The organism is Leptotrichia sp. oral taxon 221, assembly GCF_018128245.1.
In the GTDB taxonomy this organism is placed as follows: domain Bacteria; phylum Fusobacteriota; class Fusobacteriia; order Fusobacteriales; family Leptotrichiaceae; genus JABCPH02.
This window is the reverse complement of record NZ_CP072378.1, coordinates 1,130,657-1,155,180: the sequence shown is the minus strand read 5'-3', so window position 1 is coordinate 1,155,180 and position 24,524 is coordinate 1,130,657. Positions and strand designations below refer to the sequence as shown.

General features: G+C 28.1%; 26 protein-coding genes. 22 read left to right on the top strand and 4 right to left on the bottom strand.

Annotated features, from left to right (window positions below):
- Positions 1–46 precede the first annotated feature (46 nt).
- The 20 genes from J4863_RS05055 (at position 47) to J4863_RS04960 (ending at position 16,187) form a co-directional block, all read left to right on the top strand.
- A complete protein-coding gene (locus J4863_RS05055) occupies positions 47–1,276 on the top strand; it encodes a chloride channel protein (RefSeq protein WP_211617718.1) in 1,230 nt (409 codons plus the stop codon).
- Between the two features lie 223 nt (positions 1,277–1,499).
- On the top strand, positions 1,500–1,862 hold the full coding sequence (locus J4863_RS09440) for a DUF333 domain-containing protein (protein ID WP_249111474.1): 363 nt from the start codon (positions 1,500–1,502) through the stop codon (positions 1,860–1,862).
- Positions 1,863–2,030: 168 nt separating this feature from the next.
- Positions 2,031–3,203, top strand: coding sequence for a prephenate dehydratase (gene pheA, locus J4863_RS05045; protein ID WP_211617717.1), 1,173 nt, complete (start codon positions 2,031–2,033; stop codon positions 3,201–3,203).
- Positions 3,204–3,377: 174 nt separating this feature from the next.
- Positions 3,378–4,097 (top strand): pseudouridine synthase, encoded by a 720-nt coding sequence (locus tag J4863_RS05040; protein WP_211617716.1) that lies wholly within the window; start codon positions 3,378–3,380, stop codon positions 4,095–4,097.
- A gap of 1 nt (position 4,098) precedes the next feature.
- Positions 4,099–4,914, top strand: a complete 816-nt coding sequence (locus J4863_RS05035) for a shikimate dehydrogenase (RefSeq protein ID WP_211617715.1) — start codon at positions 4,099–4,101, stop codon at positions 4,912–4,914.
- Between the two features lie 49 nt (positions 4,915–4,963).
- Positions 4,964–5,791 carry a hypothetical protein gene (locus J4863_RS05030; RefSeq protein ID WP_249111473.1) on the top strand — a complete coding sequence of 276 codons (828 nt, stop codon included), beginning with the start codon at positions 4,964–4,966 and terminating at the stop codon, positions 5,789–5,791.
- A gap of 33 nt (positions 5,792–5,824) precedes the next feature.
- Positions 5,825–6,577, top strand: a complete 753-nt coding sequence (locus tag J4863_RS05025) for a hypothetical protein (protein WP_211617713.1) — start codon at positions 5,825–5,827, stop codon at positions 6,575–6,577.
- Positions 6,578–6,595: 18 nt separating this feature from the next.
- On the top strand, positions 6,596–6,784 hold the full coding sequence (locus J4863_RS05020) for a DUF4250 domain-containing protein (protein WP_211617712.1): 189 nt from the start codon (positions 6,596–6,598) through the stop codon (positions 6,782–6,784).
- Positions 6,785–6,818: 34 nt separating this feature from the next.
- The gene (locus J4863_RS05015; protein WP_211617711.1) at positions 6,819–7,325 is read left to right on the top strand and encodes a shikimate kinase; all 507 of its coding nucleotides are present in this window, start codon (positions 6,819–6,821) and stop codon (positions 7,323–7,325) included.
- Between the two features lie 18 nt (positions 7,326–7,343).
- Entirely contained in the window at positions 7,344–7,787 is a 444-nt protein-coding gene (gene aroQ, locus J4863_RS05010; RefSeq protein WP_211617710.1) for a type II 3-dehydroquinate dehydratase, read from the top strand.
- Positions 7,788–7,845: 58 nt separating this feature from the next.
- Complete coding sequence (locus J4863_RS05005; protein ID WP_211617709.1) at positions 7,846–8,283, top strand: HutP family protein; 438 nt, start codon at positions 7,846–7,848, stop codon at positions 8,281–8,283.
- Between the two features lie 67 nt (positions 8,284–8,350).
- Positions 8,351–9,022 (top strand): HAD family phosphatase, encoded by a 672-nt coding sequence (locus tag J4863_RS05000; RefSeq protein ID WP_211617708.1) that lies wholly within the window; start codon positions 8,351–8,353, stop codon positions 9,020–9,022.
- Positions 9,023–9,118: 96 nt separating this feature from the next.
- On the top strand, positions 9,119–10,372 hold the full coding sequence (locus J4863_RS04995; RefSeq protein WP_211617707.1) for a glucose-1-phosphate adenylyltransferase: 1,254 nt from the start codon (positions 9,119–9,121) through the stop codon (positions 10,370–10,372).
- Between the two features lie 12 nt (positions 10,373–10,384).
- Positions 10,385–11,770, top strand: coding sequence for a glycogen synthase (locus J4863_RS04990; RefSeq protein ID WP_211617706.1), 1,386 nt, complete (start codon positions 10,385–10,387; stop codon positions 11,768–11,770).
- 412 nt (positions 11,771–12,182) lie between these two features.
- Positions 12,183–12,815: an MliC family protein gene (locus J4863_RS04985; protein ID WP_211617705.1), complete on the top strand. Its 633-nt coding sequence runs from the start codon at positions 12,183–12,185 to the stop codon at positions 12,813–12,815.
- Positions 12,816–12,984: 169 nt separating this feature from the next.
- The gene (locus J4863_RS04980) at positions 12,985–13,665 is read left to right on the top strand and encodes a DUF1003 domain-containing protein (protein ID WP_211617704.1); all 681 of its coding nucleotides are present in this window, start codon (positions 12,985–12,987) and stop codon (positions 13,663–13,665) included.
- A 42-nt stretch (positions 13,666–13,707) separates the two neighbouring features.
- On the top strand, positions 13,708–14,007 hold the full coding sequence (locus J4863_RS04975; protein ID WP_211617703.1) for a cupin domain-containing protein: 300 nt from the start codon (positions 13,708–13,710) through the stop codon (positions 14,005–14,007).
- A gap of 123 nt (positions 14,008–14,130) precedes the next feature.
- Positions 14,131–14,979 carry a hypothetical protein gene (locus J4863_RS04970; RefSeq protein ID WP_211617702.1) on the top strand — a complete coding sequence of 283 codons (849 nt, stop codon included), beginning with the start codon at positions 14,131–14,133 and terminating at the stop codon, positions 14,977–14,979.
- Between the two features lie 44 nt (positions 14,980–15,023).
- Positions 15,024–15,524 (top strand): Cys-tRNA(Pro) deacylase, encoded by a 501-nt coding sequence (gene ybaK / locus J4863_RS04965; protein ID WP_249111471.1) that lies wholly within the window; start codon positions 15,024–15,026, stop codon positions 15,522–15,524.
- Positions 15,525–15,554: 30 nt separating this feature from the next.
- Positions 15,555–16,187: a YdcF family protein gene (locus tag J4863_RS04960; RefSeq protein ID WP_211617690.1), complete on the top strand. Its 633-nt coding sequence runs from the start codon at positions 15,555–15,557 to the stop codon at positions 16,185–16,187.
- 287 nt (positions 16,188–16,474) lie between these two features.
- Here J4863_RS04960 and J4863_RS04955 read toward each other — a convergent pair whose 3' ends face one another.
- The 3 genes from J4863_RS04955 to J4863_RS04945 form a co-directional block, all read right to left on the bottom strand.
- Positions 16,475–17,806 carry a citrate/2-methylcitrate synthase gene (locus J4863_RS04955; RefSeq protein ID WP_211617688.1) on the bottom strand — a complete coding sequence of 444 codons (1,332 nt, stop codon included), beginning with the start codon at positions 17,804–17,806 and terminating at the stop codon, positions 16,475–16,477.
- A 14-nt stretch (positions 17,807–17,820) separates the two neighbouring features.
- On the bottom strand, positions 17,821–18,822 hold the full coding sequence (locus tag J4863_RS04950; RefSeq protein ID WP_211617686.1) for an isocitrate/isopropylmalate dehydrogenase family protein: 1,002 nt from the start codon (positions 18,820–18,822) through the stop codon (positions 17,821–17,823).
- Positions 18,823–18,946: 124 nt separating this feature from the next.
- On the bottom strand, positions 18,947–20,899 hold the full coding sequence (locus J4863_RS04945) for an aconitate hydratase (RefSeq protein ID WP_211617684.1): 1,953 nt from the start codon (positions 20,897–20,899) through the stop codon (positions 18,947–18,949).
- A gap of 297 nt (positions 20,900–21,196) precedes the next feature.
- On the opposite strand from J4863_RS04945, the gene J4863_RS04940 reads away from it, so the two are divergent.
- Positions 21,197–21,730 (top strand): hypothetical protein, encoded by a 534-nt coding sequence (locus tag J4863_RS04940; protein ID WP_211617683.1) that lies wholly within the window; start codon positions 21,197–21,199, stop codon positions 21,728–21,730.
- Positions 21,731–21,972: 242 nt separating this feature from the next.
- Complete coding sequence (locus tag J4863_RS04935; RefSeq protein WP_211617681.1) at positions 21,973–23,490, top strand: NAD(P)H-hydrate dehydratase; 1,518 nt, start codon at positions 21,973–21,975, stop codon at positions 23,488–23,490.
- A 289-nt stretch (positions 23,491–23,779) separates the two neighbouring features.
- Here J4863_RS04935 and J4863_RS04930 read toward each other — a convergent pair whose 3' ends face one another.
- The gene (locus tag J4863_RS04930; protein WP_211617679.1) at positions 23,780–24,514 is read right to left on the bottom strand and encodes an NAD-dependent protein deacylase; all 735 of its coding nucleotides are present in this window, start codon (positions 24,512–24,514) and stop codon (positions 23,780–23,782) included.
- Positions 24,515–24,524 lie beyond the last annotated feature (10 nt).

Here is a 24,524-nt window from a genome sequence, read left to right as displayed (position 1 = left end):
TATTAAGATGTTATAATATCAAATCTATAAAAGAAAGGAAAACATTATGTTAAAAAATATAAAAGAAAGCTACCAGCATTCATATTTTCTGTATTTAAAATTGATAATAGCAGGTATTATTATTGGTCTTATCGTTGGAATAATTGATACGATTTTTGGAAGAGGATTGCTTTTAATTGGAGATATTCGGAAGGAATATTTGTATTATTTTGTGCCTTTTCTGGCTTTGGCAGGACTTTTGATTGTTTTTATTTATCAAAAATTTGCTGGGAAGACTGGCAAGGGGATGGGACTAATTTTTGAAGTTGGGCATGGGACTGAAAAGGAAATTCCTTTGAGACTTATTCCGATTGTGACGGTTGCGACTTGGATTACGCATTTGTTTGGAGGAAGTGCTGGGCGTGAAGGAGTTGCAGTGCAGCTTGGAGCGACGCTTTCTCATAGATTTAATAAGTATTTTAATTTTCCTGATAAGTCTAAAGTCTTTTTGGTAACAGGAATGGCGGCAGGTTTTGGTGGATTGTTTCAAACACCGATTGCAGCGTTGTTTTTTGGTTTAGAAGTTTTAGCATTGGGAAATTTGCAGTTGTATGCTTTGCTTCCAGCTATTGTTGCAGCATTTACTGCCAGTTGGACTTCATCTTTTTTAGGATTGGAAAAGTTTACTCATATTGTAAATATAACTTTATCAATAACTCCAATGACATTTGTAAAATTTGCAATTTTAGGAATAATTTTTGGAATTGCTGGAAATTTATTTGTTTATTTACAAAGTTTTTTGAAAAAATTTGCTGCAGAAAAAATTAAAAATCCATATTATCGAATTTTTATTATCGGAATTTTTCTTAGCGTAATACTTTTATTATTGCATGAAGGTCGATATACTGGGCTTGGAACGAATTTAATTGAAAACAGTTTTTCAGGAAAACCAATTTTTGGATATGACTGGATATTAAAATTATTATTGACAACATTGACATTGGCTGCTGGATTTCAAGGTGGAGAAGTGACGCCACTATTTTCAATTGGAGCTTCCTTGGGTGTTGTGATAGCGATTTTCTTTGGTCTGCCGATTGAATTTGTTGCGGCTGCAGGATATATAAGTGTATTTGGAAGTGCGACAAATACTTTATTAGCACCAATTTTTATTGGTGGAGAAGTTTTTGGATTTAATAATTTGCCATTTTTTGTGATAATTGTGATTTTTGCTTATTTGGTTAATCGGAAAATATCGACTTATGGATTGCAGAAAAACTATTTTGAAGAGATTGGATAATTGATAAATAATGAAATAAAAATATGGAATTAAGGTAAAAATATAGATTAATATATAGAAATTTTGTACAATACATGTAAAATATAGGAATCGTAATCGTCTACAATGATAAATTAATTTTAAGGTTATAACTGTTTATGGATAATTGTAAAAGATTAAATTATAGAAATTAAGGTTACAGGTTTCTATAAATAATACAAAAGTGAAATAATAAGGAGGAAAAATGAAAAAAGTATTTGGAATTTTATTGGTTGGATTATTATCGATGTCGTTGGAGGCACATAGCAAGGATGTAAGTAGAAAGGTGGCAAAACCAGTAGGAATAAATCAGAATGTTTCTGTTAAAAATAATGAAAATAAGGATTTAAATGAAGATTTTCCTGAACAAAAAATGATTGGAATGGCTAATCCTGCTTCGGTTTATTGTGTTGAACAAGGTGGCGAGTCGATTATAAAACAGGATAAAGATGGAAGTGAATATGGAATTTGTAAATTTAAGGATGGTAAAGAAGTTGATGAATGGGAATTTTATAGAAAAAATCATGATTTGACGGAAAAGGGAGTTCCTGAAATTAATAAAAAATAGTAAAGATGTAGAAGGTAACTGTTTGAAAGCAGTTGCCTTTTAAAATTATAATACAAAATACTAATGTATTATTTCTCAATTTATGATATAATTAATGGAAAAAATACAATAAATGATTTTGAAAATAAAAATTTGTAATTATGAAAAAATAAAATAGGGAGCATTCTTATGTGTGAAAAAAATGATATAGATTTGAATGAAGTGAGAAATAGGATAGATTTGATAGATGATCAATTAGTTAAGTTGTTGGAAGAACGACTTCATATTGTGCAAGAAGTAGCATTGTTTAAAAAAAGAACAGGTAAAAAAATTTTTGATGAAATGCGTGAGAAAGAAGTTGTTGTAAAAAATTTAAAAAAAGTTCAAAATGAAGAATTGAAACATTATATTGAGATTATTTTTAAAGATATAATGGATTCTAGTAAGGAATATCAGAAATTTAGGATTGGAAGTACTCGAGAGTATGTTAATGAGTTGGAATTTAAAGATAAACGGATTGGTTATACAGGAGTTCCAGGTTCATATGCATATGAAGTTTTGATTAATTTATTAAAAAATAATACAAAGGATCATAGTGATATAAAGGAAAGCAACATTTTAAATTTTAATTCACATACTGAATTAGTAAAGGCCGTTCATAATAATGAATTAGATTTTGCAATTTTACCAATTGAAAATTCGATTGTTGGAGAAGTGCGGGATAGTATTGATTTGATTAATAAAAAAAATATTTATATAATTGGAGAGGTTCAACATAAAATTGAGCATAACTTATTAGGGTTGAAAGGTAGTAAAATTGAGGATATAAAGAGAGTTTATTCGCATGAACAGGCTTTGATGCAATGTTCTGAGTTTTTACAAGAACATCCTGGTTGGAAGACAGAAAAAATGACGAATACAGCTTTAAGTGCAAAATATATTTCTGAAAAAAATGATGTGACAAATGCTTGTATCGCAAATATGAATACAAAAGAAATGTACGATTTAGAATTATTGGCTCCAAATATCAATAATACGCAAGAAAATTATACGAGATTTTTTGTAATTTCAAATAAAAATGTTGTAATTGATGGCAGTGATAAAATTAGTTTAGTTACAAGTACTAAAAACGAGTCTGGGTCATTGGTTAATTTGTTACAAATATTTTATGAATACGGCTTAAATATGGTTAATTTGAAATCAAGACCTAGAGTGACTAAGCCTTGGGAATATTATTTTTATATTGATTTTGAAGGAAATATAAAGGATGTGAAAGTTCAGGAAGCATTGGAAAAAATGAGAGAAAAATCTACATATTTACAAATTTTAGGAAATTACAAGGTTTATAATTTAAATTTGTAATTGAAATTTAGAAGTTATTTTTAAAATTTTATGAAGCAATAAAAAATCAAATTATAAATTTTATATATGTTGTTATTATTGTAAAAAATTGTGAAAGATATTGAATATGATAAAAATGTTGCTTTATGAATACGAAATATCTATATATAATAAATATTAAAAAAGAGAGAAAAAATGAGATTAGATAAATTTTTAGCAAATTCTGGGGTTGGAACTAGAAAAGAAGTAAAGGAATTATTGAAAAAAAGATTGATTAAAGTGAATGATGAGATTGTTAAAGATGGGAAAATTCACGTTAATGAGAATGAGGATACTGTAAAATATAAGGATGAAATAATATCTTACAAAAAGTTTGTTTATATAATGTTGAATAAGCCTAATGGCGTGATTTCTGCGACTGAGGATAAAATTCATAAGACGGTTATTGATTTACTTGGTGATGAGTATCGGACTTTTGAGGTTTTTCCTGTTGGGCGGTTAGATATTGATACTGAAGGATTACTGTTGTTGACAAATGACGGAGTTCTTTCGCATAATTTATTATCGCCGAATAAACATGTTGATAAAAAATATTATGTGGAATTGGAAAAATTACTTACAGAAACAGACATTGCCAAATTGGAAAATGGTGTGGAATTGAAGGATTTTACAACAAAAGATGCTAAAGTGGAAATCATTGAAAATGGTGAGGAATCTGACAAAATAAGGGTTTATATTACAATTAGTGAGGGTAAATTTCATCAAGTAAAAAGGATGTTTAAGGCAGTGGGAAATGAAGTGAAATATTTGAAGCGAGTAAAAATGGGTACTTTATCGCTTGATGAAAACTTGAAATTAGGTGAATATAGAGAATTAACTGAAGATGAATTAACAAAATTAAAGGAGAATTTTTAAAATGAAAAAATACGGACTTTTAGGAGAAAAATTAGGACATAGTTTTTCAAAAGAAATACATGAAATATTTTTTGGATTGACAAATAGAGATGCGAAATATGATTTGATAGAAAAGGAAATATCAGAAATATCAGCGTTGTTGGATGAAGTTAGAGAAGGTAAATATTTAGGAATAAACGTAACAATTCCTTATAAAGTTGAAGTAATGAAATATTTAGATGAAATTTCGCCAATTGCTAAAAAAATCGGAGCAGTGAATACTATAAAATTTGAAAATGGGAAATTAATTGGAGATAATAGTGATTATTTTGGATTTTTGAGAACATTGGAATTGAATGATATTGATGTAAATGAAAAGAAAGTGTTGGTTTTAGGGACTGGTGGAGCTTCAAAAGCGATTTATAATGTTTTAATTGATAAAGGTGCAGATATTATTTATCTAGCGACAATTTTGGATAATGATACTTTTAAAATTAGGGAAGAAGATAGACTTATAAGATATTCTGGAATAAGAAATTTGAGAGATATTGAGTTGATTGTGAATTGTACGCCAGTTGGAATGTTTCCACAAGTGGATGCGTGTCCGTTGGAAGATGTAAATATTATTAATACAAATGCTGTTGTTGATATTGTTTACAATCCTGAAGAAACAGTTCTTATGAAAAAATATAAATTGAGAAATACGAAAACAGCGAATGGATTAATGATGTTAATCTCTCAAGCAATAAAATCTGAAGAAATTTGGAATGGAGAAGAATACGATAAAGAAATTTTGGATACAATTTACAAAAAATTATCTGAAAAATTGTATAAATAATTGAAAATAGAAACTTTTATAAACTAGGAAAATAAAAAAGGAGATTTTGATGAAAAAAATTATAACAGGAGTTTTAATATTGGGAGCAACAAATTTGATGGCGATTACGAATCAACAAATGATAGATTCAGGAACTAAAATTCAAGAAGATATTTTTCAAAAATATTTTAAAGTGAACACAAATTCTAAAATGAAAAAAGACGTTAATGTTTTGAGTGCGATGTATTCTGAAATATTATCAAAAATGTATCAACAAAATAGATCGCTTTATGAAACTGAATTTTCGAAAGCACAAGGTAAGAGAAGATCATTATTTAGAGAAATGTATGCTTATTATACTGATTATGTGGATGAATATTCAAAATTTTCTAAGGATTCTTTAGCGATATTATTACAAGATCAAGGAGATTTTCAAGCGTATTATTATACAAACACATATATGTTGTTAGAAACATTTAATTTGAATATGAATACTTATTTAGAAGCCTTAAAAGATAGGAAAACGTTGGATGAAAATATAAAAACTGTTAATAATTATTTGTATCATAGAGGAGATTCTAAAACTTTAGAGGATTATGAAAAAATGTCAAGTCAAGAAATGAAAGCAATTGTGGATGCAGAATATGTAAAATTAAATAATAAAATTGATGGAGAATTAATTAAAAAAACGTCTGCAGGAGTAAAACAAAGACAAGGAAATTCGATAAAATCAAGTTTAAAGAGATTAGAAAAAATGTATGATAAGTATGATGAGAAATTTTCAGAGTATATTGACGGAACTTCATTAAGTTCTCAAGAAAAAGAGAAAATAAAGAAATTAGTTAAGTTTGAAACAATTTCAAACTTAAAATTTATGACAGAATCTTTAGGAAAGTAGTAAAAAAATAAGAGTAGAAGGAGAATTAAGAAATTGGATAATAGATCAGAAAAATTAAAAATGATAGGTAATGAAAAAATTTTGACGGATTTTAATTTAAAAGTGTATGATCAGTTGGATGATTTTGCGTCAGAAGTGTTAAGACCAGAAAAATTGATAGATTATGTTTCAGCAAGAAGAGAGTATTTATTTGATTCAGAAGAAAGTGTGAAAAAATATTTTACAGAAGATGATTTAGAAGGAGAAAAAATTAATACATTTGGTGATTTTTATTATCATTATTTAGTGAAATATAGTCACGGATATTTATATAAATTTGGAGTAAAAGGATTTACCGATGGATTGAAAAATTTGGTAAAAGAAGAGGGAATTGATTTAGAAGATTTGGATATCAATTGGGAAAATATTAAAAAGAAAGAAGATTTTTACGAAGAGTCTTTAATTGATATTTTGTATTCGATGTTGAGTTATGAATTAAATAAAAAAGGATATGAAATTTTTGGAATTAATATGGGTTATGAATCAGTGATTTATTATGTAGTTACTCAAGATGTTTATGATCGTATTAATAAGGATTCAGAACTATTTAGAATCTTTGATTTATCATTATTAGAAGGGATTTATGATGAAATTTATGAAGTTGAAGAAGATATAAATTCTGAGCTTGTGGAAGTTGGAGATTTCTTGGAGAAGAAAGTAGATGGATATCACACACTAAAAGTAGATAAAAATTATAATACATTGATTGAAAATGTAGATGAAGATAAATTGAAAATAATTTTATAAATTGAGAAAGGGAATTTAATGATTAATTTTGAAACAAAAGATATAAATATGTTATTGAGTATGTTAAATATGAAACTTAGGGACGAGTTCTCAAGTTTGCCAAGTTTAACTAGTTATTATAATGTAGATAAAGAGGCTTTATTAGAAAAAATGAAAGCGAATGGTTACGAATATGTTGAAGATAGTAATCAATTTAAGAGAATTTAGATAAAAGAAAAAATACTAGAGAAAGGAGATAAAAATGAGAAATATAGTTTTAATTGGAATGCCTGCTAGTGGGAAAAGCACGATTGGTAAAATGTTGGCAGATGAGATAGAATACAAATATTTTGATGCTGATCATCATCTTGAAAAGCAAGAAAATCGTAAAATAAGTGATATTTTTGCAGAAGATGGAGAAGATTATTTTAGAAATTTGGAAACGAAATATTTAGGTGAACTTGCTCAAAAGGAAAATATTATAATTTCTACAGGTGGGGGAGCGGTAAAGCGAAAAGAAAATATTGATTTAGTAAAAAAAAGTGGAATAGTAATTTTTTTAAATAGAAAAATTGAAGATATTGCTAAAGAAAATCATAAAAATAGACCACTTCTTCAAGATATAAATAATCTTCAAAAATTATATTGTGAAAGAATTGATTTATATAATAAATATGCAGATGTTGTTGTGGAAAATGACGATACTTTAGAAAATGTTGTAAAAAAAATAATAAAAGAATTGAAAAATAAAAACTTTTTTAGGAAGTAGTTTTGGAAAGGTAAGAGAATGAAACAGATATTAGTGATAAATGGGCCTAATTTGAATTTTTTAGGAATTAGAGAAAAAGGAATTTACGGAGACGATGATTATAAAAGTGTTTGTAATTATATAAAGGACAGCTTTCAAGGCAAGGATCTGAAAATAGAAATTTTGCAATCTAATTCAGAAGGAAAGATAATTGATTTTTTACAAATGGCGTATCATAATCAAGTAGACGGAGTTGTAATAAACCCTGGAGCGTACACACATTACAGTTATGCTATTCACGATGCAATAAAATCAATTTCGATACCGACAGTGGAAGTTCATTTAAGCAACATACATGAAAGAGAAGATTTTAGGAAAATATCTGTGACTTCTCCAGCCTGTGTAAAACAAATTTATGGAAAAGGAAAAGAAGGTTACATAGAGGCAATAAATTTTTTGTTGAATGATGTAATTGGAAAATAAGTTTTGTTTAAAATATGTAGAATAAAAATTACTTAGAATAGGAGATAATAGCAGAAATATGGATGTAAAATATGATAAAAGTGTTGATATTTGCAAAGTAGCAATACGAATGTCCATTTCTTCAAGAGAAGAAGAAAAAAAACTTATGAAAGAATATGCTAAAGAAGGTATAAAAACAGCTGCTGTTGATGTGGGAGGTGCAATACCTAGTTCAAGATTCAAGTTTATTGAAAGTGCATTATTAGCTGCAAAGAGAAATAATTTAATTCAAGATAGACATATCCACGATGGAGCAGTTATTGGAGCTGTAAGAGAAGCAATGAGTCAAATCGAGAGTAATATTAATGGATTAAGTGTCGGTGGAAAGATAGGAATTGCACGTTATGGAGAACATTTGGCTATTGCAATTTTTTTAAGTGTTGGAATATTGCAGTTTAATGAGGTTATAAGTGCTGTTGCACATCGTTCGATAGCGATTTTAGAAGAAGAAAAATAAATTTATAGAAATAATAAATAGGAAATAGAATAGGAAATAGCATTTAAGAAAGGTATTGTGTAAAAATATGGGAGATAAATTATTTAAAAATACAGAATTGTTTATTTTTGATATGGATGGACTTTTGTTTAATACAGAAGATATTTATGTGAATGAGGGAAAAAGAATTGCTAGAGAAATGGGCTATGAAATAACACAAGAATTGTCAGAAATGACAATGGGATTAACAAATAATGTAGCAAGAAAAACTTATAAAGATTATCTAGGACAAGAATTTCCTTTCGATGAAATGGTTGATGAAATACATTCAATAATATGTGAAAGAGCCGAAAAAGGAGAAGTTGATTTAAAATTAGGAGCATTAGAATTATTAAACTTTTTGAAAGAAAATAATAAAAAAATGGTTTTAGCGACGTCTTCTAATCGAAAATTGGCTACAATTCTAACAGAAGGTAAGGATATTAGAAAATATTTTGATCATTTTATAACTGCGGAAGATGTGAAACATGGGAAACCAGATCCAGAAGTGTTTCTTATCGCTACAAAAAGAGGAGAAGCAAAGCCTGAAAAATCAATAGTTTTTGAAGATTCGTTTAATGGAGTAAGAGCTGCACATTCAGCAAAAACTTTTCCTTTTATGATTCCAGATAAATTACAACCAACAGAAGAAATCAGACAAAAATATTTCAAAAAATTTGATAATTTATTGGAAGTTATCAATTATTTTGAAGGAAAATAAATCGTAAAAAAAATAAAAAATTTTCATTTTACTTCTTGCCATTTAAAAAAAATAAGGTATACTTAAAATGTAAAGAGAATAATAGGAGGTATTAATATGGAAATTTTAGCTATGATATTAGCAGGCGGAAGAGGATCAAGACTTGACATCTTATCAGAAAAAAGGGTTAAACCAAGTGTACCTTTTGCTGGTAAATTTAGAATTATAGATTTCGCATTGAGTAATTGCTCAAATTCAGGAATTTATGATGTTGCATTATTAACACAATATTTACCTTTGTCGTTAAACGAACACATTGGTTCAGGAAAACCTTGGGATTTTGATAGAAGAGATTCAAGTATAACTATGTTACAACCACATGAAGGACCAGGAGGAAGTGCTTGGTATCAAGGAACAGCTGATGCTATCAGACAAAATATTGAATTTATTAAAAATAAAAATCCTAAATATGTATTAATATTATCTGGAGATCACATTTATAAAATGGATTATAGATGGATGTTAAAAGAACATAAAGAAAATGGAGCTGAATTAACAGTTGCAGCACAACCAGTTCCAATAGAAGAAGCAAGTAGATTTGGAATATTTGAAGTAGATGAAAATAAACAAATTCTTGATTTCCAAGAAAAACCAGCAGAACCTAGAAGTAATCTAGCTTCAATGGGAATTTATATTTTTAACACAGATGCATTATTAGAATATTTAGAAAAATTAGAAAATCAAGACTTAGACTTTGGAAAACACGTAATTCCGTCAATGATTAAAGAAGATAGAAAAGTATTCGTTCATTGCTATGATAGTTACTGGATGGACGTTGGAACATATGATTCTTACTTAGCAGCAAACTTAGATTTGATTAAAAAATCAGAAGAAGTTGGAATTGATTTGTATGACACAGGATGGAAAATTTATACAAGAAGTGAAGACTTGGCACCAGCAAGAATCGGAGAAACAGGTAGTTCACAAAATTCATTAATCAGTAATGGATGTAAAATTGAAGGAACTGTTCAAAATTCAGTATTAGGGCCTGGAGTAACTGTAAGAAAAGGTGCTACTATTAGAAATAGTATTGTATTTAGTGGAACATATATTGATGAGAATACACATCTAGATACAGTAATTGTTGATAAAAAGGTTTATATTGGTAAAAATTCATTTATTGGACATGGTGAAGCAAAAGTTCCAAATTATGAAAAACCAGATGTTTTATCATCAGGAATTACAGTAATTGGTAAAGGTGCCGTTATTCCTGAAGGAGCATTAATTGGTAAAAATGTTAGAATTTTTGGTGAAGTTAAATTGAATGAAAATAATAAATATGTACCAGTTGGAGAAACAGTAAAAAAATAGGAAGTGATTAATTTGAAAATAGTTTATTTAGCATCAGAAGTAGCTCCATTTTTTAAAACAGGTGGATTAGCCGATGTTATGGGTGCTTTGCCTAAAAAAATGCAAGAATTAGGTCATGAAGTTTCTATTATAATGCCTAAATATGATAAGATACCAGTTAAATACCTTGAAAAACTTGAATGGGTAGCAAGATTAGAAAGTCATGGAGACATTTTTAATCTAGTTAGATACCCAGATGATAAAATTAATTATTATTTTATTGAAAATAAAGCATTATACGAAAGAGGTCATGTTTACGGTGATAATGATGAAGATATACAATATGCGATGTTTTCTGAATTAGCACTTAGATTTCTAAAAGAAATTAATTTACAACCAGATATATTACACTGTAATGACTGGCAAACTGGACCAGTACCTTATTTCTTAAATGTAAGATATAATAATGATCCGTTTTATTGGGATATGAGAACAGTTTATTCGATTCATAATTTAATGTATCAAGGAAGATTCTCAAAATATTCATTTGAAAGAATGGGTTATGATATTGGTGGATATGGTTTGAATTTTATGGAAATAGGAATTGGTTATGCAGATGTTGTAAACACAGTAAGTCCTACTTACGCAGAAGAAATTAAATATCCTTATTTTGCAGAAGGATTAGAATGGATAACAAATACGAAAAAAATATATGGAATTTTAAATGGAATTGATGTAGATGAATTTGATCCAGAAAAAAATCCAGATATAATACCATTTAACAAAGATTCTCTAGATAAGAAAAAAGAAAATAAATACAGATTGCAAGAAAAATTAGGGTTACCAAAATCAGATGTCGCTTTAATTTCTTTGGTAACAAGATTAGTTGAAGGAAAAGGACTAGATTTAGTATCAGCAGTTTTAGAAAACTTATTGCAATATGATGCAGTTCAAGTAGTAATTTTAGGTAGTGGAGATAGATTCTATGAAGACTATTATAACTATTTGACAAATAAATATCCTGATAAGTTCAAAGTTTATTTAGGATATAATCCTCATTTAGCAAATGAAATTTATGCTGGAAGTGATATTTTCTTAATGCCTTCAAGATATGAACCATGTGGATTGAGTCAAATGATAGCTATGAGATTTGGTACAATTCCTGTAGTTAGAGAAACAGGTGGATTAAAAGATACTGTTCATCCTTATAATGTATTCACAAATGAAGGAAACGGATTCTCATTCACAAACTTTAATGCAGATGATATGTTGTATACAATAAAAGTAGCAGAAGGAATCTATTATGATAGACCTGAAGTTTGGAAAGATTTAATAAGAAGAAATATGGAAGCTGATTTTTCTTGGGATAAAGCAGCTAGAGAATATGTGAAGTTGTATGAAGAAGCTAAAACTCATTAGATAATTGTTTTTATTGAATAGTTTGAAAAGAGAAGTGATAAAAAACTTCTCTTTTTTTTGTTTATCTTTTTTGAATAAATAATATTTTTGTAAATTTATTAGTATAAGAAAATTGCTAAATATATAGATATTATTAAACTTTTGATACAATAACATTTTTATAATTAATTTAAAATTAATAAATCAAGAAAAAAAAATTATTATTTAATTGAAAAAAAAATAAATATGTTGTATACTAATACCGAAATCGAGAGAGGATTAAGATTTCAATAAATATGTTTAGATTTTTAGGATGAAAGTACAGGATAAGATTTAATTTTATAAAGGAGTGAAAATGGATTGTTATCTACTTTTTTTGAAAATTTGGGCATATAAAAAATAAAATGGAGAAAAAAGAAAGAGAGTGGTTTTTATGAAATCTACAAAAAAAATTATTTTAACAGCATTAATCGGAGTTTTAGCTTTAGGATCTATTGGTTATGCGGCTACGAAGAAAACTTCAAATAAAAAAGCAGAATCTAAAGTTGCATCAGCAAAATTAACAAGAAAATTTACTTGCGATAATAGAAGTGTAACAGTTGAAAATCTATCAACAGACAGAGTTAAATTAACTGAAAGTAATGGAAAATCATATAATTTGAAATTGACAAGATCAGCAAGTGGAGAAGAATATAAAGGTAGTGGAGTTTCTATTCACATAAAAGGAAATGAAGCTGCATTTACTAAAAATGGTCAAGATGAAGCTTGCTCTATGACTCAAAGCAATGCTGATAACAACACTGCATCATCACATTTATTAAGAAAATTTGATTGTGAAGGGTACCAAGATGTAACAGTTGAAAATTTATCAACAGATAAAGTAAGATTGGCTGATGGTTACGGTAGTATTTATGATTTAAATTCAGCTGTAGCTGCAAGTGGAGAAAAATATTCAAATGGAAATATTTCTATTCATATGAAAGGAAATGAAGCTGTTTATACAGAAAATGGAAAAGATAAAAGTTGTAGCTTAAAAAGCACAGGAAAAGGTTCTATTGAACAATAAATAAATTAAAAATAACTAACTGAAAAAGTTGCTTTGTATAATTTAATTATATGAAGCAGCTTTTTTCTATTTTTCGTTTTAATTTCTTGATTTTTGTGCTAAGACTTGGTAAAATAAATGTATGTTATAAAGGGAAAATATAATTTGAGTTATTTACGAAAGGAGAGCTATGGAGACTTTAAAAGAAGAGGTAAATTCTAAAAATAATGCTCTGAAAAAAAATAAAGATAATAAAGAAAAAAATCAAGAAGAAAACAAAAATTCAGAAATTAATATAAAAAATATTCGAAGAAATGTAGATTTAAAAAAAGAGAAACCACTAAAAAGTATATTAGAAAATATTGAGAGAGATGAAAAAGCTAGAGAAATTATAATTCGTAGGCTGTTGGATCAGAAGGTGTCAAAAGATATTAAAGAAGAAGAAGCGAAAACTATTTCTGGAAAACTGTCTAACTTTTTAGCAAATATTGTAGGAAGTAAAACGTTTATATTGGTATTGACAATATTTGTTGTAGCGTGGTTTGTTTATAATATAAGTCATTTTAAAGAAAATAAGGATACATTATCGTTGGTAAATATTGGATTATCTGGTGTAATGATGCTGTTTAGTTCATTGATTATTCTTGGACAAAATAGAAAGAAAAGATTGGAAGAAAAAAAATCAGAGAATGATTACAAAGTTAACTTAAAAAATGAGATTGTTATTGAAGATTTGCATTATAAATTAGATGAAATGTTGAAAAAGCAAGAAGAAATTTCAGATAGAGTTTCAAGTTTGGAAGGAAATCCAGAGCCTATGAGAAAAAGATCTGAAAAAAAATATAAATTTATTGACATTGTTGATAAATAATTTTTTATATGGATAGAAATACTTAAAATAAGGAAAAAGAAAATGAATATATTTGAAATAGAGAAAATACCTGAAACTGAGGAAATTTTAGAAATATTGGCTCAAGGTGATAATGTTAGGATAGAAAGAATTTTATCTAATGGGCAAACTACAGATTGGATGATTCAAGATGAAAAAGAGTTTGTTGTATTGTTACAGGGAAATGCGACTATTGAATTTGATGATAGAGAAATTCATTTGTCGAAAGGTGATACTTTGATGATAAATGAGAAAGAGAAACATAGAGTTAGTTATACTAGTGAATCTCCTATTTGTATATGGTTTTGTGTATTTTTTAGTTAAAAGATGGTTGTATAATTTAAAATAAAGTTTAATCAAAAAAATAAAAAAGGTTTTATGACTACAATTAGCTTGTTTGAGGAGAACAATTATTAAAAGGGCTTAGCTCTAAAAAGGAGAGAGAAAATGGGAATATTATTTGTAGTATTTGCTTTAGTTATTGTGATTGTATCTGGAATACCAATGGCTAAAAAGAAATTAGAAGAAAATAAAAAATTTAAAGAGTATACAGAAAATACTCAATTGGGAAAAAATGAAATTGTTGGTAAGATTAAGGACGAAAGAACTGTAAATGATAAGTTTATAAGTGCAATGTTTTATGTTGGAATTGTGTTTTTATTGGTTAGTGGTATTGGACTTATTGTTAATAATGGAAATGAGAATAAGGAATTTTCAAGAAAAAATTCGGGTGTTGTTGTAGGGTCTCAACCTGAAGTAGATACAAGCAATCAGCCTAAAGATGGTATAATGAGTATTGATACAAATACAGACCAATCTAATACGCCAGTACAAAATGAAACTTTGACAACTGATAAGATTGCGAAAAATGTAAAAAGAGAAAGAGAAAGAATCAATAGATTGATTACAGAAAATAATAAAAAGAGTGAGAGTTTGATTGAGGAAATGACAAAAGACATTGAATCTAAAAATACAGAAAGTGCATTACAAAAAGGAGAAAAAGCTCTTCAAAGTATTAAAGAAGCGTCAGATAACTTAAATGGTACTCAATGTATACCAACTGGAGATGCCAATTTTGATGCACAATGTAAAAAATTATTAAGTGAAGGTAAAAATCTTTATAGTCAAAGACAAGAAACTGTTGCTAAGACAATGGAATGGTTGAAAAAAGTTGGACAAGATGTAAATGATGTGAAAGATACGATTGAATCAAGTAATATTGGTCAACAAGCTATTTCAGAAGGTAAAAAATTCTTTAAGGATTTGATAAAATCATTTAATGATAATACAAAATAGTTTTAGATTCGTTATCACTCGTTATAAATATTAAGGAGATGAGAATGAAAGAAAAAAAAATAAAAACCAATGCATTAAGAATACTAGATAAACAAAAGATTGAATATGAAATTCATACATATGAATGGTCAGAAGGTACTAGTTCAGGGTTAGGAGTTGCTGAGAAATTGCCTGAATTAGCAGATCGTATATTTAAAACTATTGTTTTGAAAGGGAAAACGAAAAATCTTCATGTGTGTGTAATTCCAGGAGCTGCTCATTTAGATTTAAAAAAAGTAGCAAAGGCTTGTGGAGAAAAGAACATTGAGTTGTTGCCACTTTCAGAATTAGAGAAAAATACAGGATATATACGTGGTGGTTGTTCGCCAGTTGGTATGAAGAAAAAGTATGATACATTTTTTGATGAAAGTGCTTTGAAATTTGAAAAAATAATAGTTTCAGCAGGAAAAAGAGGTCTTCAAATGGAAGCAGACACGCAGAAACTGATTGAAGTGACAGATGGAAAAGTTGCAGATTTACTATCTGAAACAGAAGGAATTTTTTAGAAAGTATTAAGATTTTGGAGGAATTACGAATTGAAGTTAAAAAATATTAGAATAATAAAAATTTTCTTGGGAGTTTTTTTACTGTTCTTTTTGTTAACAGAATTTTTGATAATTAGAGAATATCTAAATGATTATAATGAGAGGAATCAAAGAAAAAAGATGGATTATGTAATTGTTCTTGGTGGGAAACTTTATGGAGAGGTTCCTTCAAATTCGTTGAAAAATCGTATAATAGTGGCAGTGAAGTACTTACTTGAGAATAAAGATACAAAAGTAGTAGTAACTGGTGGAAAAGGTCCTGGAGAGAAGATTACCGAGGCAAAAGCAATGGAAAAGGAACTTATAAAAAATGGAATAAATCAAAAACGAATTATTGTAGAAGATAAATCTCGAAATACGGTACAAAATTTCAAATATAGTTTGTTAAAAATAAAAGAAGATAAATCGCTTGATATTTCTAAGAAAAAGAAGATTTTGATAGTAACTAATGATTATCATATGTATCGAGCTAAAAAAATTGCACGTGCAACAGGATTGGAAAAGGAAGGATTTGAAATATACGGATTGCCAGCAAAAACACCAATTATTGCTGCACCAAAAGCGTATCTTAGAGAATTTCTTTCAAATGTGAAGTTTTGGATATTTGGAATTAATCAGGATTAATTGTGAATTATTCAATATTTAGAAAAGCTAAAATAATTAAAAGTTTATAGTTTTAGTCAAATAGAAAAAAGTAATTAATAAATAAATTAAAATCATATAAGATATCACTTTATATTTTGGATATTTTATATGATTTTTTATATTTATAGAAATTTGAGAGTGTCCAGAATTTTGTGTAAACTAATAGATAAAACTAGTAAATTCAGTACTTCGCCATTTTATTTACACAAAATTTCTATACTCGCTTAAATTAAAAAATCTAAATATTTCATTTTAAAAAAGATAATTTATAGTAAAACATTCCCATCTTCATCGATTGCCTTATAAGCTGGTCTGATTAATTTCTTATCAACTAAAATTTGTTCCATTCTATGCGCATTCCAACTAGCAATTCTAGCAAGAGCAAAAAGTGGGGTAAAAATATTTTGTGGAATATTTAAAAGTTTATATACAAATCCTGAATATAAATCAACATTTGCACAAATTTCGAAATTTTTTCCTTTAGTCTCTTTTCCAATTTCTTTTGTAAGTTTTTCAATATTTGAAAATAACTCAAATTCTTCAAGTGCATTTTTTTCTTTTGCTAATTCATAAGCCTTTTTCTTTAATAATACAGCACGAGGATCCGAAATTGTGTAGACAGCATGTCCCATACCATAAATTCTACCTTTTTTATCAAATACCTCTTTATTAAATATTTTTTTCAAATATTCTTTTAATTTAACTTCATCATATGGATTAGTATTTTTCTTAATGTCTTCCACCATTTTTGTAACCATCGAATTTGCTCCACCGTGCATAGGTCCTTTCAAGGCTCCAATCGAGGCAGAAATTGACGAATATGTATCAGTTCTAGTTGAAGAAACAACATGAGAAGTAAAAGTTGAGTTGTTTCCTCCTCCGTGTTCTGCATGGATAACTAAAATCAAGTCTAAAACCTCAGCTTCTAATTCTGTAAATTGATTGTCGCTTCTAAGCATGTGAAGAACATTTTGTGCAATGCTATATTCTTCCACTGGATTATGAATAATCAAACTCTTATTAAAATGCTTGTAATTACACGCTTGATAACAATAAACAAGAAGGCTAGGAAATTTTGCAATCAAGTTTAAAGATTGATCAATCAAGTTTGAAAGACTAACATCATCTGGATTTTCGTCTAAAGTATAAAGACACAAGACAGAACGTTGAAGTTGATTCATTATATCTGTACTCGGTTTTCTCAATATGAAATCTTCGATAAATTCATCTGGCAAATGCTGATATTCTTTCAAAGTACTGATAAACATTTTTAATTCAAAATTAGAAGGAACTTTACCAAAAAGCAATAAAAATATTGTTTTTTCAAAGCAAAAAGTTTTTTCCTTTTTAAATAGAGATACAAGTTTTTCAATAGAAATACCACGATAATAAAGTTTTCCGTCTGCTGGAATTTTTTTTCCGTCCTTATCGATTGAGTATCCTAAAACAGAACCAATTTTTGTTAATCCAACAAGAACTCCTGTCCCATTTTTATTCCTAAGACCTCTTTTTACATTTAATTTATTATAAATATCGTCTGAAATAGAATTATTCTCGGTAAACATAACTCCCAGCTCATTAATAAAATCAGTTTTCATGTTTTACCAACTCCTTATTTCAGATTTTCAATAATTTTATCTGTAAATTCAGTAGTTGTAGCATTTCCACCTAAATCTGCTGTTTTACAACCGTCAGTTAATGTTTTTAAAATAGCTTTTTCAATATTTTTAGCAAAATCATTAAGTTTTAAATATTTTAACATTTCGATTGAAGAAAGTAGCAATGCAAGCGGATTTGCTTTATTTTGTCCTGCAATGTCTGGTGCTGATCCATGTACTGCCTCAAAAATAGCGATATCATCTCCAATATTAGCCCCAGGTGCAACTCCAAGTCCTCCAACAAGTCCAGCTACTAAATCAGATAAAATATCTCCATATAAATTCATTGTAACAATTACTTTGAATCTTTCAGGATTTGTAACAAGTTGCATACACATATTGTCAATAATAAGTTCTTCTAGCTCAATATTTTCATATTCTTTTGAAATTTCTCTTGCAATATCCAAAAACATTCCATCAGTGAATTTTAAAATATTTGCTTTATGAACAACTGTAACTTTCGAAATTCCATTATTCTTTGCATATTCAAAAGCACTTTTAATAATTCTTTCGCTTCCTTTTCTCGTAATTCTTTTCACAGCAATTGCACTAGTTTTTTCTTCATTTTCATATTTTTCTTCACCAATATAGATTCCTTCAGTATTTTCACGGAAAATAGCCAAATCAATATTATCATATCGAGTTTCAATTCCAGGCAAATTTCTAGAAGGTCTAAAATTTGTATATAAATCATATTTTTTTCTAAGATACACATTTATACTTCTAAAACCTTTTCCAATTGGTGTAGTAATAGGCCCCTTTATTGCAATTTTGTTTCTTTCAACGCTTTCATAAAGACTTTCTGGTATAAGTTCTCCAGTTTTTTCATAAACATCCGATCCAGCATTTTCAGTTTCAAATTCCACAGGAACTTTCGCTGCATCAAAGATTTTTACTAAACTTTCAGAGATTTCATATCCAATTCCATCTCCAGGTATTAATGTAATTTTTTTCATATTATCTTCCACTCTTTCTAAATTATTTTTTATATAAATTACAGTAATTCTAGTTTAAATAAAGAGCTAATTTATTCGAAATTCTTTAACTCAAAATCAAATTAGAACTACTGCTATTCACGTTTTAACTCAAAAATTCATCACTTGTAGCGAATTTCAAATATCCACCAAATTTTAAGATTTTAAGTTCTCTTTCTGAACCATTGAATTTAGCAGGAAATTCGATATTTTTAGTAAGATTTTTAACAATAAATCTTCCATTTATCAATGAATTTGGAATATCTGATAATTGTAATTCGTCATATTCATCTATATTGTTGTAATCTTCTACATTTTCAAATTCTAATGGTATAATTCCACTGTTAATCAAGTTTGCTTTGTGAATTCTTGCAAATGATTTTGCAATAACAGCTTTTATACCAAGATAAAGTGGTAATAACGCAGCATGTTCACGGCTAGAACCTTGTCCATAATTTTCTCCACCGACAACAATTCCACCATCATTTTTTTCAGCTCTTTCTTTGAAATCTGGAATAATTGTTTCAAAACAGTGCTCAGATAATTTAGGAATATTTGAACGGAATGGCAATAATGCAGCATTCGATGGACAAATATCATCTGTTGTAATATTATCTCCTGTTTTTAAAATAACTTTTTTAGTAAAGCTGTCTTTTAATTCTTCTCCAATTGGGAATGGCTTAATATTAGGCCCCATAACAATTTTTACAGCTTCTCTTTCTTTTTTCGCTTCATCTTCATTAGGATTTGGGAAAATGAAATAATTATCTGAAACTTCAAATTTTTCTGGCTCATCAATAATAATTTCTGCTCCCAATTCTCTTGGATCTGTTAAATATCCTGTAATTGCTGATGCAGCAGCTGTTTCTGTACTAACTAAGTAAACTCCAGCACTCATTGTTCCACATCTTCCCTTGAAGTTTCTGTTAAATGTTCTAAGTGAGATTCCATCTGTTTTTGGTGCTTGTCCCATTCCGATACAAGGTCCACATGCAGCTTCTAGTAATCTCGCACCAGCTGCTATAAATTTAGCCAATGCTCCATTTTCTGAAATCATTTTCATAATATTACTTGAACCTGGCGATAAAACAAGACTCACATCTGGGTGAACTTTTTTCCCATCTAAAATTGCTGCAAGTTTCATAAAATCTGAATAAGATGAATTTGTACATGAACCAATTGCAATTTGATCAACTTTCAATTTTTTGTCTTTTGGAATTTCATGCACATTATCAGGACTATGAGGAAAAGCTGCAAGTGGCACTAATTCATCCAAATTAACAACTAATTTTTCATCATAAACTGCATCTTCATCAGGCAATAATTCTACAAAATCTTCTCCACGTGATTGTTTTTCCAAGAAAGTCTTTGTATTTTCATCACTTGGGAAAATTGAAGTTGTAGCTCCTAATTCAGCTCCCATATTTGTAATAGTGGCTCTATCCTCAACAGATAGTGATTTTATACCTTCTCCAGTATATTCCATTACAAATCCAACTCCACCTTTTACTGTCAATTCTTTTAAAACATACAAAATTATATCCTTAGCTGATACCCAAGGTTGTAATTTCCCTCTAAGCTCGATGTTATAAACTTTTGGAACTTTTAAATAATAAAGTCCTCTTGCCATACCAATTGCAACATCAAGTCCACCTGCTCCAATTGCAAGCATTCCAAGACCTCCACCAGTAGGTGTGTGGCTGTCTGAACCAATCAATATTTTTCCTGGTTTACCAAATCTTTCCAAATGCAATCTATGACAAATCCCATTTCCAGGTTTTGAAAAAACAATATTATGCTTTTCAGCTGATGTTTTAATAAATTCATGATCATCTGCATTTTCAAAACTTGATTGTAACATATTGTGATCGACATAAGCCACAGAAATTTCCGTTGCTACTTTGTCAACATTCATTGCATTTAGTTGTAAATACGCCATCGTTCCCGTGGAATCTTGTGTAAGTGTTTGATTAACTCTTACGGCGATTTCGTTACCTGCTTTTAATTCTCCTTTTAGAAGATTTTTTTTCAAAATCTTGTACGTTAAACTCATACCCATTTTTTTTGTCCTCCTGAACTCAATTTTATTTTTGTATGAATATATTATAATACCAAATCATTGAATAAGTCAATAAATATATTATATATTTTATTTGCTTTTATATTTATTTCGCAAATACTTGAAATTTACATATATATATGGATTTTAAGAAGATTTTTCTTGATTAATTCACACGAAATTTAAGAAAATTAATAAAAAATTGTGAAATTATGATTTTCTAGTCCATTGAATTAGATTAAAAAATGTGCTATAATTAAAAAACAAATGTTATTTTAAAAAAGAAGGGAGTAATGTATGAAAAAATTAGTATTGTCATCGTTATTTTTAGTGGCATTACAAGGATTTTGTGATTGTAATTTTATAAATGGTCCCGATTTATTATTAAATAGAATGATAAATAAAGTAAAATCTGAAAAGAAAACAAATGACATTTTTTGTGATTCTGAAGATATGAAAATGGCTTATTATTTAATAGAAAATGATAGCTATGATTTAACTTTAGGAGTTGGATTGAAATTGACAGATCAAACAACAAATGAAGAATTTAAAAACAGATTTTATAAAAAATTGGAAGAATACAAAACTTTTTTCTCAAAATTAGATACGAGTAATTTGGGAACAGTGCCTTTACCTGATAAAGAAGTTATTAGATTTTATGGTTTAATGCCAGAAGAAAATAATTTTTTTATAATTGGAAAATATGTTTATGATGTAAAAACAAAAACTTCAAAATTTTATGGAAGTACGACAGGTAAAGAATTATTTAGTCAAATAGGATTGTTTGATAGATTACCAAATGTTGAATATATTGACGAGGTTATTTTTTAACAAAAGTTATCAAAAAATTTAGTAATTTGACTTTTAAATGTAATTTGCATAAAGCAAGAAAATAGGAATTTATTAAAATTAGGAAAAAACTATTTTAGTAAGAATATTGGGAAACTAAGCAATGAATATTGGTAGGTAGTTATATTCTTTAAAATAGTTTTTTTTATTATGAAAATTTTGATATCTTTTAAAAAAGGTATAAATATTATAAAATAAAAAAATAGCGAGAGAAGGCGATAAAAGTGTTATTAGGTGGAAATGAAACTACAAAAAAGATTGATAGTTTTGCGATTAATGAGTTGAAAATACCGAGTATAGTGCTTATGGAAAATGCAGCGATTTCTTTTGTAAAACATATTGATGAAAACGAGGACAATTTTCTTATTATTTGTGGAAAAGGGAATAATGGTGGCGACGGTTATGCGATTGCACGACAATTATTTTCAAAAGGGAAGAAAGTAAAGATTTTTTGTATAAGTGATGAGAACATGAGTAATGATTGTTTTGTAAATTATGAAATTTGTAAAAATTCTGGAATTGAGATTTTCTATAATTTGGAGGAGCTTGAAAAATTATTCGTAGAATGTGATGTTGTTATTGAAGGAATTTTTGGAACAGGGTTGAATTCTGAGATAAGAGGCGTTTACAAAGATGTGATTTTGAAAATAAATGAAAATTGTAAAAAGAAAAAAGTTTATTCGATTGATATTCCGTCGGGAATTAATGGAGATACTGGGGATATTATGGGGATTTCGGTAAATGCAGACGTTACTATTTCTTTTGTGACTTACAAAAAGGGATTTTTGAATCCTGTAGCGAAAAAATATTTAGGTGAAGTAATTGTTGAAAATATTGGCTTGAATGAAGGGAATATTATTCAGCTTGTGAATGAGTATTATTTGACTGGAGAAATGATTAAATCTTTTCATGTTGAAAGAGATGAAAATTCTCATAAGGGTGATTTTGGGAAAGTGTTGATTTATGCTGGAAGTAGTGGATTTTATGGAGCTGGGAATCTTGTGACAAAATCTTGTGTGAGAAGTGGAACAGGATTAACGACTTTGATTACAGATAAGAATAATTTTTCGTTGAATGTGTTTGTTCCAGAAGCTATGAGTTTTCCGATAAATTTTGAAAATATAGAAGAAAGTTTTGAAAAATTAGAAAATGAAATCTTAAATAGTGATGTTATTGCGATTGGACCTGGAATTGGAAAAAAACAAAAATCACTTGAGATTTTAAAAAAATTAATTAGTATTGAGAAAAATAAAAAAGGTAATAAAATTCGTCTTGTTTTGGATGCAGATGCGTTGAATTTATTGTCAGAAAATCAAGAATTGTTTGAAAAAATACAGAATAGAAGTATTTTAACGCCACACATAATTGAATTTTCAAGATTAACAGGTTTTTCGTCAAATGAAATTTTGGAAAATAGATTTCAAAAAGCAGTTGATTTTGCGAAAAAATATAAAATTGTATTGCTTTTAAAGGGGAAAAATACGATTGTAACTGATGGAGAACAACTATTTGTAAATAGTACTGGAAACTCGCATATGGCAAACGGTGGCATGGGAGACTGTTTAACAGGAATTATAGCTTCATTTGCTGGTCAAAAGTATGATTTGTTACATTCTGCCTTGATAGGTGCTTATTTGCATGGATTTATTGGAGATAAATTATTGAAAGAGCAGTATGTTGTTAATGCTACACATATTATTGAAGGAATTTCTGGAGGAATGAAAGAAATTTTTGGAAGATAAATGATTTTAAATGATTTTTGTGAAGAGAAAGAGAGTACAGTAATCTATAAAATTTGTTTTATAGTAAAACTACTTTAAAACTAAACTCAAAAGGTATGGCTATTTATTCAAAATCTAAATTTATACAATTTTAGTAATTTGATTTTAAATAGATTTGAGTATGCATACACATGTAGTAAAAAAGTTTTGCTGTACTCTCTAGCATATTATAACTTTATAAAAAATAATATTTCTTAAATTTTTTAAAAATTTATTCTTTTATTTTCAAAATAATTTTTATAACAAATCTTTATCTCAATTTCTTAAAAACCTCTCCAATACTTTCATGTATAACCAAATTTGCAAAATTATCTTGTTTAGTTTGAGATTTATTGATTAAAACAAGATTTTTTCCTTGAAAATATTGAATGAGGGAAGCTGCTGGATATACGATAAGTGAAGTTCCACCTATAATTAATGTGTCAGCTTTTGAAATTTCATTTATTGCTTTTGAAAAAGTAAGTTGATCAGGCACTTCTTCATATAAAGTAACATCAGGTTTTATAATTCCGCCACATTTTGGACAGTGTGGAACGTTTTCCTTGTCACAAATTTCCAAAAATTCTTCCAAATTATATTTTTTACCACAACTAACACAAGTATTACTATCAACTGTTCCATGTAATTTTAAAACATTTTTGCTCCCAGCCATTTCATGTAAACAGTCAATATTTTGAGTTATTACAGCCGACAATTTTCCTTCTTTCTCTAATTTTGCTAAGTATTTGTGAGCAAAGTTTGGTTTGGCATTTGGATAAACAAGATGTTTTTTGTAAAAGTCGTAAAATTCTTTTGGATATCTTTCGTACATTGTGTGAGAAACAAGTTCCTCTGGAGAAAAATTTCTGTCTAATTTCAAACTGTAAACGCCATTAGCACTTCTAAAATCAGGAATTCCCGATTCTGTAGAAACACCAGCACCTCCAAAAAAGACAATTTTTTTGCTTTCATCAATTATTTTTTGAAGTAAATCAATTTTATTCATTTTTATCATC

Bases quoted from the DNA above. Each gene is read 5' to 3' on its own strand.
- J4863_RS04970 (WP_211617702.1), top strand. From the start codon at position 14,131: ATGGGAATATTATTTGTAGTATTTGCTTTAGTTATTGTGATTGTATCT.
- J4863_RS05035 (WP_211617715.1), top strand. From the start codon at position 4,099: ATGAAAAAATACGGACTTTTAGGAGAAAAATTAGGACATAGTTTTTCA.
- aroQ (WP_211617710.1), top strand. From the start codon at position 7,344: ATGAAACAGATATTAGTGATAAATGGGCCTAATTTGAATTTTTTAGGA.
- J4863_RS09440 (WP_249111474.1), top strand. From the start codon at position 1,500: ATGAAAAAAGTATTTGGAATTTTATTGGTTGGATTATTATCGATGTCG.
- J4863_RS05015 (WP_211617711.1), top strand. From the start codon at position 6,819: ATGAGAAATATAGTTTTAATTGGAATGCCTGCTAGTGGGAAAAGCACG.
- J4863_RS04940 (WP_211617683.1), top strand. From the start codon at position 21,197: ATGAAAAAATTAGTATTGTCATCGTTATTTTTAGTGGCATTACAAGGA.
- J4863_RS05040 (WP_211617716.1), top strand. From the start codon at position 3,378: ATGAGATTAGATAAATTTTTAGCAAATTCTGGGGTTGGAACTAGAAAA.
- J4863_RS05020 (WP_211617712.1), top strand. From the start codon at position 6,596: ATGATTAATTTTGAAACAAAAGATATAAATATGTTATTGAGTATGTTA.
- J4863_RS04975 (WP_211617703.1), top strand. From the start codon at position 13,708: ATGAATATATTTGAAATAGAGAAAATACCTGAAACTGAGGAAATTTTA.
- J4863_RS05055 (WP_211617718.1), top strand. From the start codon at position 47: ATGTTAAAAAATATAAAAGAAAGCTACCAGCATTCATATTTTCTGTAT.
- J4863_RS04955 (WP_211617688.1), bottom strand. From the start codon at position 17,806: ATGAAAACTGATTTTATTAATGAGCTGGGAGTTATGTTTACCGAGAAT.
- pheA (WP_211617717.1), top strand. From the start codon at position 2,031: ATGTGTGAAAAAAATGATATAGATTTGAATGAAGTGAGAAATAGGATA.
- J4863_RS04980 (WP_211617704.1), top strand. From the start codon at position 12,985: ATGGAGACTTTAAAAGAAGAGGTAAATTCTAAAAATAATGCTCTGAAA.
- J4863_RS05000 (WP_211617708.1), top strand. From the start codon at position 8,351: ATGGGAGATAAATTATTTAAAAATACAGAATTGTTTATTTTTGATATG.
- J4863_RS05005 (WP_211617709.1), top strand. From the start codon at position 7,846: ATGGATGTAAAATATGATAAAAGTGTTGATATTTGCAAAGTAGCAATA.
- J4863_RS04995 (WP_211617707.1), top strand. From the start codon at position 9,119: ATGGAAATTTTAGCTATGATATTAGCAGGCGGAAGAGGATCAAGACTT.
- ybaK (WP_249111471.1), top strand. From the start codon at position 15,024: ATGAAAGAAAAAAAAATAAAAACCAATGCATTAAGAATACTAGATAAA.
- J4863_RS05030 (WP_249111473.1), top strand. From the start codon at position 4,964: ATGAAAAAAATTATAACAGGAGTTTTAATATTGGGAGCAACAAATTTG.
- J4863_RS04930 (WP_211617679.1), bottom strand. From the start codon at position 24,514: ATGAATAAAATTGATTTACTTCAAAAAATAATTGATGAAAGCAAAAAA.
- J4863_RS04950 (WP_211617686.1), bottom strand. From the start codon at position 18,822: ATGAAAAAAATTACATTAATACCTGGAGATGGAATTGGATATGAAATC.
- J4863_RS04985 (WP_211617705.1), top strand. From the start codon at position 12,183: ATGAAATCTACAAAAAAAATTATTTTAACAGCATTAATCGGAGTTTTA.
- J4863_RS04945 (WP_211617684.1), bottom strand. From the start codon at position 20,899: ATGGGTATGAGTTTAACGTACAAGATTTTGAAAAAAAATCTTCTAAAA.